The organism is Mariniflexile jejuense (genome assembly GCF_042675665.1).
In the GTDB taxonomy this organism is placed as follows: Bacteria; Bacteroidota; Bacteroidia; order Flavobacteriales; family Flavobacteriaceae; genus Mariniflexile; species Mariniflexile jejuense.
On sequence record NZ_JBHTJI010000001.1, the window covers coordinates 641,061 to 652,727 of the forward strand.

Here is an 11,667-nt window from a genome sequence, read left to right on the forward strand (position 1 = left end):
AAAAATTATGACCTTAAAACAAGCCATTACAATACCTGTTTTTATTATTGTCTTGTGTGCATTATTTACATCTTGTGAAAAAGACAATGAAGATTATCCTGTAGGTGAAGATTGGGTTGATTTAGATACAAAGGTGTATTTTATTGATACATTATCGGTAAAAAACGCAACCTTTAAGTTTGATTCCATTGCAGTTTCAAGCACAAGCAGGTTACTAATTGGTGCTTATACCGATCCTGTTTTTGGTTTCACAAAAAGTAAAACTTATGCGCAACTTACAAACTATACTTACGATTTAGATAATACAACAGCTTTCGATTCTATTGCACTTATTCTAAACTACGATAACTATTTTTATAACGATACCATACCTGTTCAAAAAATAAATATTTATCAAGTTTTAGATGATATTGAACCAAATGATGATGCTACAAGCTATTACAACACGACCAATATTACCACAAATAGCACAACAATAGGTTCTAAAAGTTTTATTGCAAAACCTAAAAAAGACGATTCGCTTCATGTTACATTAAGTAACTCGTTTGGTAAAACATTATTTGAAAAAATAAGAGATAATAAAATAAACAACTCAGATGAATTTTTAAAAGCATACAAAGGATTACTTATTGAACCTGATGCAAATAACACAGCCATATTAGGCTTTTTAAAAAGCAGTTTTGTTAGAATTTATTATTCCGATAAAGATGAACTTTCAAACGCATCACTCACATTAGATTTGCCTTTTGATGCTACAAATAGTTTTCACAACATATCAAGTATCACTCAAAATACTGTTTTTGAATCGCTTACAAATCAGAAAAATTATTTATCAAGCACCGCTACAAGCAATACAACATTTATGCAAGCAGGTACAGGAATGGCAACTAGAATTGATATACCAAACCTAAAAACACTTTATGATATACCTGGAACAGGTATTATTATAGATGCTAACATAAAGCTAACGCTAAAGCAAAATTCTGCTACAAAAAAGCTTCATACTAACGATTCTTTAAACGTTTATATTATTGATAAAAAGGCAACTATTGTAGGCACTTTAACAGATACACAAGGCGAAACCGTTTTAGCATTAATTGAAAATGAAGATGATGAATTTAATATTACAACCTACACCATTCCTGTTAAATACTTTTTAAACATGAAGCTTACAAGTTTAAATGGCGACAATTTGTATTTGGCAATTTTTCCAAAAGATTTTAATCAATCTGTAAACCGCTACATTTTTAATGGTGAAGCAGCTTCAACTACAGTAAAATCTAAACTCGAATTAACCTATGCTATTTATGATAACTAAGTATATAATACCCTGTTTTGTATTGGTAATGGTTTCAATACAAGCAATCGCACAAACTAATCAGCTTTCTAGTTCGCCTTATTCACTTTATGGTTTGGGGTTAAGTAATGAAACAACAACAGGAACTTTAAATGGTTTGGGTGGTTTTGGTATTGCAATGCCATCAAAAACCTTTATTAATAATTCTAACCCAGCATCATTTGGTAGCATGCTTCAAAACTCCTTCTTTTTTGATTTCGGTTTAAAAACACAAACCAATTTAATTTCAGAAAGAAGTAATAGAAATTCTAATATTATAGCTAATTTTTCAAACATAGCACTGGCTTTTCCTGTAACCAAGCAATCTGCTTTTGGTATTACACTTTTACCGTTAACCAATGTTGGTTACAGTATTTCTGGTATTGAAACAAATATTGAAGGTAGCAGTAACGGTATTTTTATTACCAATATAAATGGAAAAGGTGGCATAAACGATTTAAAGTTAAACTACGGTTATGCATTCACAAATAAATTTAGGTTAGGCATTACAGCTTCAGTTTTATTTGGTCAAATAACAGAAACCGAAACAAATTATTTACCCAACAATTCCTTTGTAATTGAAGATGTAAATAACTATTCTGGCTTTCGTGTAGGCACTGGTTTTCAATATGATGTTTTAAAAAACACATCGGTTGGTGCTACAATTAATTTACCAACAAGCCTTAATGGAAATAAATCGAGCACCATTACACTATATACCTTAGAGTCGACAACCGATTTAACCGAAAACACCGAAACCACAATTGATGCTTTCAAACTTCCTTTAGAACTTGGTTTTGGGTTACAAACATCATTTAAAAAATATTTTAATATTAATGTAGATTATAAAAAAAGCTATTGGAGCAACACAACCCAAACAGATCAACTAGGCACGTATGTAGACCAAGATGCTTTTGGAATTGGTATTCAATATGCTGCTGAAAAAAAAATGTCTAAATTCTTCAATAATTTAGAATACCGTTTAGGTTATAGTTTTAACAATGGTAATTTAGTAGTAAACCAACAACGTATACAAAATTCAGGGTTTAATTTAGGATTTGGCATACCGCTAAATAATGGCACAAGCTCTATGATAAATGTTGGATATACCTATGGTAACAAAGGACAAATAACCAACGGTTTAATAAAAGAAAATTATCATTTAGTATCACTAAACTTAAGTTTAGAAGGTATTTGGTTTGTAAAAAGAAAAATTGATTAATTCAATTATCTTTGCATTTCTTAAAACAGAACCATGCGCATAGATATTATTACCGTTTTACCAGAATTACTTAAAAGCCCTTTTGAAGCCTCCATTTTAAAACGCGCTATCGAAGCTAATTTGGTAGAAGTACATTTTCATAATTTACGCGATTATACTTCAGACAAACACAAATCTGTTGATGATACCCAATTTGGTGGTGGCGCAGGCATGGTAATGATGGTAGAACCTATTGATAAATGCATTTCTGCTTTAAAAGAAAAACGACAATACGATGAAGTAATTTACATGACACCCGATGGCGAAACTCTAAAACAAGGTATTGCCAACCAACTGTCACTAAAAGAAAACATCATCATTTTATGTGGCCATTATAAAGGTGTAGACCAACGCGTGCGCGATCATTTTATAACCCGCGAAATATCAATTGGCGATTATGTACTATCTGGTGGCGAGTTAGGAGCTGCCGTACTATGTGATGCCATCATTAGGTTAATACCCGGTGTTTTAGGCAATGAAACCTCTGCCCTAACCGATTCGTTTCAAGATAATTTACTAGCACCACCCATTTACACAAAACCACGCGAGTATAAAGGTTGGCAAGTGCCAGAACTCTTGTTTAGTGGCAACTTCCCAAAAATTGAAAAATGGCGCGAAGAACAAGCTTACCAACGTACAAAAGAACGCAGACCAGATTTGTTGGAAGACTAAATAGAAAATTTTAAAAAACTTTTTACTTTTTACTTTTTACTTTTTACTTTTTAACTATATTTGCAGCCAATTTCGGGTTAACCTCTGGCGAGAATCGTGAATGTTGTTTCGAATTAATATTAAATAAACATAAAGATATGGAATCTTTAATAAAGTTTGTACAAAACGAATTTGTAGCGAAAAAGGATTTTCCAGAGTTTGGAGCTGGAGATACAATTACAGTTTACTATGAAATTAGAGAGGGCGAAAAAGTTCGTACTCAGTTTTTTAGAGGTGTTGTAATTCAAAAAAGAGGATCTGGTTCATCAGAAACTTTTACAATCAGAAAAATGTCTGGTACTATTGGTGTAGAACGTATCTTCCCAGTTAATTTACCTGCATTACAAAAAATTGAAATTAATAAACGTGGTAAAGTACGTAGAGCTAGAATTTACTACTTTAGAGGTCTTACTGGTAAAAAAGCAAGAATTAAAGAGCGTAGACATTAATAACAGCGTATTGCGAAAGCAACTAAAAAGCCTTGAAAATTTCAAGGCTTTTTTTATTAACAAAAGTTAATAACTATGGTTCACAAGTGGTTGAAAACTAAAATGTTAAATATTTTCATTTATTGGATTTAATATCTTATCTTAGTAACAAGAAACAAATACAGGTAAAACTGGTTTCATGTAAAAAATGAATTTGAATTAGTTTCTTGGTAAGGTAACGTTCTTTATTAAAAATTGTTTTTTGAGGTTTAATTACAGCATATGTAAGTATGTGGAAGTAAAAAAACCAAGATATTATAAAAAGTACCAAGTATGAAAGTAATTGGCAACTAGTGTAATTGAAAGCTTGAAAAAACAACAAATCTGAAAAGTATGTTGTTACAATTAAAGCAATGCGTTAAACTCATTTATCGTTAATAGCGAAAAAGAAAGATTAATGGCATCAAGAAAAACAATTATCTGAAACATTTAGGTAATAAGTCAATACATTTTGAAAATTACAAGAATGTTTCGTTGAAATAATAGCACTTAAATTGAAAAAATTTAAACTTAAGGGTTAAATTGATTTAGTAGAAATACTAATTAGATTAAGTTATGTTATTTCAAAGAAAGCCATGTCAAAGTAGATAAATTTCTGCAGTGATATGGCTTTTGTTTTTTACAACTTCTTCAATAGTTTATTAATAAATTCGTATTGGTTCAAACTTTTTTTGAATTTCTCTTAAATCTTAACATTTTAACGGCTTTTCAATTAGCTTTTAAACAGTAATAAAACGCAATTTTTGTATATTCGCACCGCGAAAACGTTATCGTACTTCGTAAAACCAATTTATAGTTAAATAATAATATAAAAAACGTCACATTAATGTCTGAAATTATCTATACAAAAACCGATGAAGCTCCTGCGCTTGCCACACGTTCTTTTTTACCAATAGTTAAAGCTTTTGTAAAGTCGTCTGGTATAAATATTGAAACTAAAGACATTTCTTTAGCAGCAAGAATTTTAGCCGTTTTTCCAGATTTTTTAAATGATAATCAACGTGTTTCTGATGATTTAGCAATACTTGGTGAACTAGCAAAAAGCCCAGAAGCTAACATTATTAAATTACCAAATATTAGTGCTTCAATTCCGCAGTTAAAAGCAGCTATAAAAGAATTACAAACACAAGGTTTTGCAATTCCTAATTATCCTGATGAGGCTTCAAACGATGCTGAAAAAGATATTAAATCGCGTTATGACAAAATTAAAGGTAGTGCTGTAAACCCTGTTTTACGTGAAGGTAATTCTGATAGACGCGCACCTAAAGCAGTTAAAAATTATGCTAAAAAGAACCCACATTCTATGGGTGCTTGGTCTAGCAATTCTAAAACACATGTAGCAACGATGAGTTCTGGTGATTTTGCTCACAACGAAAAATCTGTAACCATTCCTGAAGCTACAACTATAAAAATTGTTCATACAGATAATAACGGAACTACCTCTGTTTTAAAAGATAGTTTTAAATTACAAAAAGGCGAAATAATTGATGCTACCGTATTAAGTAAAACAGCGTTGGTTAGCTTTTTAGAAGCTCAAATTGAAGATGCTAAAGCTAATGACGTGTTGTTTTCATTACATATGAAAGGCACGATGATGAAAGTGAGCGATCCTATTATTTTTGGTCATGCTGTAAAAGTATTTTTCAAAAATGTATTTGCAAAACATGCTGAAACTTTAGAAGCAATTGGTGTTAATGTAAATAATGGTTTTGGAAATTTAGTTGAAAAAATTCAAACATTACCTGATGCAAAACGCAACGAAATTCAAGCAGATATTGACGCTGCTTTTAAAAATGGTCCTGCGGTAGCGATGGTAAATAGTGATAAAGGCATTACTAACCTACATGTACCAAGTGATGTAATTATTGATGCATCTATGCCGGCAATGATTCGTACATCTGGACAAATGTGGAATGCAGCAGGAAAACTTCAAGATACAAAAGCTGTAATTCCAGATAGTAGTTATGCAGGTATATATGCTGCAACTATTGATTTTTGTAAAAAACACGGCGCCTTCAACCCAACAACCATGGGTACAGTACCTAACGTTGGTTTAATGGCGCAAGCTGCTGAAGAATATGGATCACACGACAAAACTTTTGAAATTGCTTCAAACGGTTCTGTAAGTGTTATTGATGCTTCAGGAAACACTTTATTACAACATACTGTTGAAACTGGTGATATTTGGAGAATGTGCCAAACAAAAGATGCACCTATTCAAGATTGGGTAAAATTAGCTGTTACACGTGCAAAAGCTTCTGAAACGCCTGCTGTTTTTTGGTTAGACGAAAACAGAGCGCATGATGCTGAATTAATTAAAAAAGTAAACACATACTTAAAAAATTACGACACCACTGGATTATATTTAAGAATATTATCTCCAATAGATGCTACCCTATTTACATGTGAAAGACTTATAAAAGGATTAGATACAATTTCGGTTTCTGGAAACGTATTACGTGATTATTTAACCGATTTGTTCCCAATTTTAGAAGTTGGTACAAGTGCAAAAATGTTATCAATCGTTCCTTTAATGAATGGTGGTGGTTTATTTGAAACTGGTGCTGGTGGTTCAGCACCTAAACACGTTGAACAATTCACTACTGAAAACCATTTACGTTGGGATTCTTTAGGTGAATTTTTAGCATTAGCTGTTTCTTTAGAGCATTTAGCAACTGTAAACAACAATACAAAAGCACAAGTTTTAGCTGACACTTTAGATGAAGCTACAGGAAAATTATTAGAAAATGATAAGTCGCCATCGCGTAAAGCTGGCGAATTAGATAACAGAGGAAGCCACTTTTACTTGGCGCTTTATTGGGCAGAAGCTTTAGCTGCTCAAACAAAAGATGCCGATTTAAAAGCAGAATTTACGCCTATAGCTAAACAATTAAGCTATAATGAAGCAACTATTGTTGATGAGCTAAACAAAATTCAAGGTAATCCTGTAAATATTGGTGGTTATTACGAACCAAATGAAGCTTTAGTAAACCAAGCTATGCGACCAAGTAATACATTTAACAGTATATTAAGTTAAATAAACATTAATACTATACTAAAAGCTCCTTTAAAGGAGCTTTTTTTTTTACTTTTATAAAAAAAAGCTTTTTGATGAAGTACCTATTTTTATGCTTTCTATTCTTATTTAGTTTTAGTATTACAGCTTCATTCGCACAAGAAAAAATTACTTTAAAAGGTATTGTTTCCGAAGAAAAAAACAACGAAACTCTTATTGGTGTTAGCATTATTTTTCCTGAATTAAATACAGGAACAACAACAAACGAATATGGTTTTTATTCCATTACTGTACCAAAAGGAACTTACAAAGTAATTATCAGCTACATTGGTTTTACTACAATAGTAGAAACCTTAGTTCTTACTGAAAATAGCACAAAAAATTTCAGTTTAACAGATTCAGTAGAAGCTTTAGATGAAGTTGTTATTACTGAAAATGTTGAGAAACTAAACATTAAAACGCCTCAAATGAGTGTGGCGCGTTTAACATCTTCAACCATAAAGGAAATTCCTGTGGTGTTTGGTGAAGCCGACATAATTAAGGCAATAACCTTACTTCCTGGAGTTACAAATGCGGGTGAAGGTTCATCTGGATTTAATGTAAGAGGTGGAGCTGCAGATCAAAATTTAATCCTTTTAGATGAAGCTACTATTTATAATTCATCACATTTATTTGGATTTTTCTCGGTTTTTAATCCTGATGCTATAAAAGATTTAAAACTATACAAAGGTGGTATTCCTGCAAGGTATGGCGGTCGTGTGTCATCAGTTTTAGATATTTATCAAAAAGATGGTAATAGTAAAGAATTTCATGCTAATGGCGGTATTGGTTTGATTTCTAGCAGATTGCTTTTAGAAGGTCCATTAAAAAAAGATGAAGGTTCTTTCCTTTTTGGTGGTAGGTCTAGTTATGCACACCTTTTTTTACCGCTTTTTGATATTGATAATATTGCTTATTTCTACGATTTAAACACCAAATTAAGCTATAAATTAAATGATAGAAATAGCCTATACCTTTCAGGATATTTTGGTCGCGATGTATTTAGAATAAACGAAACCTTTAATAATACCTATGGAAATACTGTTTTAAATTTTAGATGGAATCATTTACTTTCTGATAAATTATTTTCAAATGTATCGCTTATTTATTCTGATTATTATTATGGTTTAAAACTAGACTTTGTTGAGTTTGATTGGGTTTCTGGCATTAAAAACTTCAACTTAAAATACGATTTCAAACATTATATTTCTAACAAATTTAAATTACAATATGGTTTAAATAGTATTTACTACAAGTTTAATCCAGGTGAAATTAATCCAACAACTGAAACTTCTGGAATTAACCCTTTTAAACTAATTGATAAATTTGCTTTTGAAAACGCTATTTACATTGATGCTGAACAAAACTTAACTGACAAGCTAGCTATTTCTTACGGATTGCGTTTTAGTTCATTTTTAAGGTTAGGTCAAGATGAATTAAATAATTATGAAAATAACCAAGCCGTTATTTTTAATGAAGATTTTAAGATATACGAAAAAGCAGAACCTATTGGTACTGAAACTTATAAACGTAGTGATATTATTGCCTATTTTTTTAACCTTGAACCACGTTTATCAGTATCGTATCAACTAAACTCAAACAACTCATTAAAAGCGAGTTATAATAGAATGAGTCAATATTTACATTTGCTATCAAATACAAGTTCGCCTACGCCTTTAGATATTTGGACACCAAGTGGTAAATATGTAAAACCACAATTACTCGATCAATTTGCAATTGGTTACTTCAAAAATTTCAACAATAACAACTATTCCTTAGAATTGGAAAGTTTTTATAAAACTGTAAAAAACAGAATTGATTATATTGATGGTGCCGATTTAATTGCCAACAACGCTATTGAACAAATTATATTAAATGGTGAAGCTAAAGCATATGGTTTAGAATTCCTTTTAAGAAAAAACGAAGGCAAATTTAAAGGTTGGTTGGCATATACCCTATCAAAATCTGAACAGCGAACCAAAGGAAGAACACCTACCGAAACAGGTATTAATAACGGTAATTGGTACAAAACTCCTTATGATAAAAGACACGACATTTCTGTAACTAGTAATTACGATTTAAATAAAAAACTAAAACTTAACGCTAATTTTTTATTTCAAACAGGACAACCAACCACTTTCCCAAACGGACAATATGTTTATAACAATGTAACAATTCCAACCTACAATGCTAGAAATTCCGATAAGTTACCTTCGTACAATCGTTTAGATGTATCACTAACTTACACTCCTAAACCTGAAAAAACTAAAGGTTGGCAAACACAATGGGTTTTTGGTATTTACAATGTTTATAATCGTAAAAATGCAGCTTCAATCTCATTCGGACAAAATGAAGACACCAAATTAAATGAAGCTTACAGACTGTCTATTTTTGGCGTTGTACCTTCCATATCATACAATTTTAAGTTTTAAAGCCATGAAAAAAATAATATTTATAGCATGTTGCCTACTACTTTTCACTTGTGAAGACGTAATTGAATTAGACTTAAAAACAGCAACACCAAGATTGGTTATTGATGCTTCAATAACATGGTTTAAAGAAACATCAGGCAATAATCAATTAATAAAATTAACACTTACCGCACCTTATTACAGTACCAATGTACCACCTGCAACCGGAGCCACGGTAAGCATAACTGATACACGTAATAATACTTATAATTTTATTGAAGAAAACAATTCAGGCATCTATAGAAATCAATCATTTATTCCAGAAATTAATGGTGTTTATAAACTTAAAATCATTTATAAAAATGAAGTTTATACAGCAACTGAAACATTAATACCTGTAGTGCCTATAGATAAAGTAGAACAAAAAAACAATGGTGGTTTTTCTGGCGAAGAAACAGAAATAAAAGCATATTATACCGACCCAAAAGATTTTAAAAATTATTACTTTTTTGAATTTATAAACAGAGAATCAAATAAATTAAGTCTTGATGTTTACGATGATAAATTTATAGATGGCAATCAAATTTTTGCTTTTTATTCAAATGAAAACATAAAAAAAGGCGATGAATTAATTATTCAAAATCATGGTGTTTCCCAACGATTTTATGAATACATGGTTATTTTATTGCAGCAAAGTAATGATGAATCTGGCGATCCTTTTGAAGTACAACCAGCAACGCTAAGAGGAAATTGTATAAATGAAACCAATCCAGAAAATTATCCGTTTGGTTATTTTAGAGCTTCAGAAGTTTCTATTTTCAATTACATAATAGAATAAAAATTGCTTATTTTTGAACCATGAGCTTTACAAAAACAACCGAGCAAGATTCAAACTACAATCATCTAGAAACAATGCGTATATCAGAATTATTAAGTAATATTAATAATGAAGATAAACTAGTCCCACAAGCTGTTGAAAAAGCCTTACCACAAATTGAACAATTAGTAACTATGGTTGTTTCAAAACTAAAAGAAGGCGGTCGTTTATTTTACATGGGTGCTGGCACAAGTGGTCGTTTGGGTATTTTGGATGCTTCTGAATGTCCACCAACATTTGGTGTTTCGCACAATTTAGTTATTGGTTTAATAGCTGGTGGCGATTCTGCCATTCGAAAAGCTGTTGAATTTGCTGAAGATTCTACCACACAAGGTTGGGAAGATTTAAAATCATATGAAATTTCAAGTAAAGATGTTGTTATTGGTATTGCTGCTTCTGGCACAACACCGTATGTTATTTCGGCCTTAGAAAAATGCAATGAAAACAAAATTGTTACAGGTTGCATTACTTGCAATAAAAATAGTCCGCTATCACAAACAGCCCAATTTCCTATTGAAGTCATTGTAGGTCCAGAATTTGTTACTGGAAGTTCTAGAATGAAAGCTGGAACTGCTCAAAAATTAGTACTTAATATGATTACCACTACAACCATGATTCAACTTGGGCACATAAAAGGCAACAAGATGGTGGACATGCAATTAAGTAATAATAAACTTGTTGATAGAGGAACTAAAATGATAATGCAAGAGCTTAACATATCAGAAGAAGAAGCAAAAAACTTATTAATAGCACATAAAAACGTGCGTACTGCAATAAAAAATTATAATAATGGAAACTAGTAGAACAGATAAAACGGTATTGGTAAAAGGAATTAAACTATTGGCATTTGCACTTTTAAGTCTTTTTATGGGACCAATTTTAATGACGTTAGCACTTTCTGATAAAGAAAATTCACTTTACATTCCATTATTAATTGTAGCTTGTTTAATATGCGCCATGGCTGTATTTTTAATTTTTAAAGGTATAAAAACCATTATGGCTAGCATGTTTAAAAAGAAATAACAAATTTAAACTTGTTGTTTAAGCGTTGTTGGATTGTAACCAAAATTACAGTCTTTAATAGCTAAATTCAAGCCATTTAAAATATAGTTTATAATGGCATAATGATGTATTGTATGGCTATTTGCTTGAGAAAACAAAGCGCCATAAGTGTAAGGTATTTCTACTTGCCCTAAACCTAAATCATCAAAAACAGAAACAGTTTCATCCATATTTTTATCAAAATTTTTCAACTTTTGAATAATTGTATTTAAATACTGCTTAGAACTTTTGCACTCAGATTCTACTTGCTTATTTCTACTTCTTGAAGTTAAATCAATCTGGTTGTTTGAATTTATATTGAAAATACATTCATAAAAATCTAAAATATGTCTTATATGTGTGCCAATGCTAGAATAGTAAGGCGAAACAGATGTGTCACTCAATGAAGAGTCGTTTAAATTATCTAATAAATATTTAGATTTTTCTAGTGTTTTAAGTGTAGAATTTATAATGATTTGCATAGGCT

Annotated in this window: 10 protein-coding genes; 9 read left to right on the top strand and 1 reads right to left on the bottom strand. The window is 31.0% G+C overall.

From position 1 onward, the window contains the following. The first annotated feature begins 7 nt into the window (after positions 1-7). From ACFQ1R_RS02840 to ACFQ1R_RS02880, 9 genes are all read left to right on the top strand, one after another. On the top strand, positions 8-1,318 hold the full coding sequence (locus ACFQ1R_RS02840; RefSeq protein WP_379924599.1) for a DUF4270 family protein: 1,311 nt from the start codon (positions 8-10) through the stop codon (positions 1,316-1,318). Further along, the gene (locus tag ACFQ1R_RS02845; RefSeq protein ID WP_379924600.1) at positions 1,308-2,558 is read left to right on the top strand and encodes a hypothetical protein; all 1,251 of its coding nucleotides are present in this window, start codon (positions 1,308-1,310) and stop codon (positions 2,556-2,558) included. Before ACFQ1R_RS02840 ends, ACFQ1R_RS02845 begins: the two co-directional genes overlap by 11 nt. 33 nt (positions 2,559-2,591) lie before the next feature. After that, entirely contained in the window at positions 2,592-3,269 is a 678-nt protein-coding gene (gene trmD, locus ACFQ1R_RS02850) for a tRNA (guanosine(37)-N1)-methyltransferase TrmD (RefSeq protein WP_379924601.1), read from the top strand. Between the two features lie 137 nt (positions 3,270-3,406). Then, a complete protein-coding gene (gene rplS / locus ACFQ1R_RS02855) occupies positions 3,407-3,757 on the top strand; it encodes a 50S ribosomal protein L19 (RefSeq protein WP_379924602.1) in 351 nt (116 codons plus the stop codon). A gap of 865 nt (positions 3,758-4,622) precedes the next feature. Beyond that, on the top strand, positions 4,623-6,833 hold the full coding sequence (locus ACFQ1R_RS02860; protein ID WP_379924603.1) for an NADP-dependent isocitrate dehydrogenase: 2,211 nt from the start codon (positions 4,623-4,625) through the stop codon (positions 6,831-6,833). 74 nt (positions 6,834-6,907) lie between these two features. Next, on the top strand, positions 6,908-9,283 hold the full coding sequence (locus tag ACFQ1R_RS02865) for a TonB-dependent receptor (protein ID WP_379924604.1): 2,376 nt from the start codon (positions 6,908-6,910) through the stop codon (positions 9,281-9,283). 4 nt (positions 9,284-9,287) lie between these two features. Continuing rightward, positions 9,288-10,100, top strand: coding sequence for a DUF4249 domain-containing protein (locus tag ACFQ1R_RS02870; RefSeq protein WP_379924605.1), 813 nt, complete (start codon positions 9,288-9,290; stop codon positions 10,098-10,100). Positions 10,101-10,120: 20 nt separating this feature from the next. Beyond that, positions 10,121-10,939 (top strand): N-acetylmuramic acid 6-phosphate etherase, encoded by an 819-nt coding sequence (gene murQ, locus ACFQ1R_RS02875; RefSeq protein WP_379924606.1) that lies wholly within the window; start codon positions 10,121-10,123, stop codon positions 10,937-10,939. After that, entirely contained in the window at positions 10,929-11,162 is a 234-nt protein-coding gene (locus tag ACFQ1R_RS02880; RefSeq protein WP_379924607.1) for a DUF6095 family protein, read from the top strand. Before murQ ends, ACFQ1R_RS02880 begins: the two co-directional genes overlap by 11 nt. 5 nt (positions 11,163-11,167) lie before the next feature. On the opposite strand, the gene ACFQ1R_RS02885 is transcribed toward ACFQ1R_RS02880, so the two are convergent. Next, positions 11,168-11,662 carry a hypothetical protein gene (locus ACFQ1R_RS02885; protein ID WP_379924608.1) on the bottom strand — a complete coding sequence of 165 codons (495 nt, stop codon included), beginning with the start codon at positions 11,660-11,662 and terminating at the stop codon, positions 11,168-11,170. Between the last annotated feature and the right edge of the window lie 5 nt (positions 11,663-11,667).

Coding starts and splice junctions, on each gene's coding strand:
- rplS (WP_379924602.1), top strand. CDS start 3,407: ATGGAATCTTTAATAAAGTTTGTACAAAACGAATTTGTAGCGAAAAAG.
- ACFQ1R_RS02870 (WP_379924605.1), top strand. CDS start 9,288: ATGAAAAAAATAATATTTATAGCATGTTGCCTACTACTTTTCACTTGT.
- trmD (WP_379924601.1), top strand. CDS start 2,592: ATGCGCATAGATATTATTACCGTTTTACCAGAATTACTTAAAAGCCCT.
- ACFQ1R_RS02885 (WP_379924608.1), bottom strand. CDS start 11,662: ATGCAAATCATTATAAATTCTACACTTAAAACACTAGAAAAATCTAAA.
- ACFQ1R_RS02845 (WP_379924600.1), top strand. CDS start 1,308: ATGATAACTAAGTATATAATACCCTGTTTTGTATTGGTAATGGTTTCA.
- ACFQ1R_RS02860 (WP_379924603.1), top strand. CDS start 4,623: ATGTCTGAAATTATCTATACAAAAACCGATGAAGCTCCTGCGCTTGCC.
- murQ (WP_379924606.1), top strand. CDS start 10,121: ATGAGCTTTACAAAAACAACCGAGCAAGATTCAAACTACAATCATCTA.
- ACFQ1R_RS02865 (WP_379924604.1), top strand. CDS start 6,908: ATGAAGTACCTATTTTTATGCTTTCTATTCTTATTTAGTTTTAGTATT.
- ACFQ1R_RS02880 (WP_379924607.1), top strand. CDS start 10,929: ATGGAAACTAGTAGAACAGATAAAACGGTATTGGTAAAAGGAATTAAA.
- ACFQ1R_RS02840 (WP_379924599.1), top strand. CDS start 8: ATGACCTTAAAACAAGCCATTACAATACCTGTTTTTATTATTGTCTTG.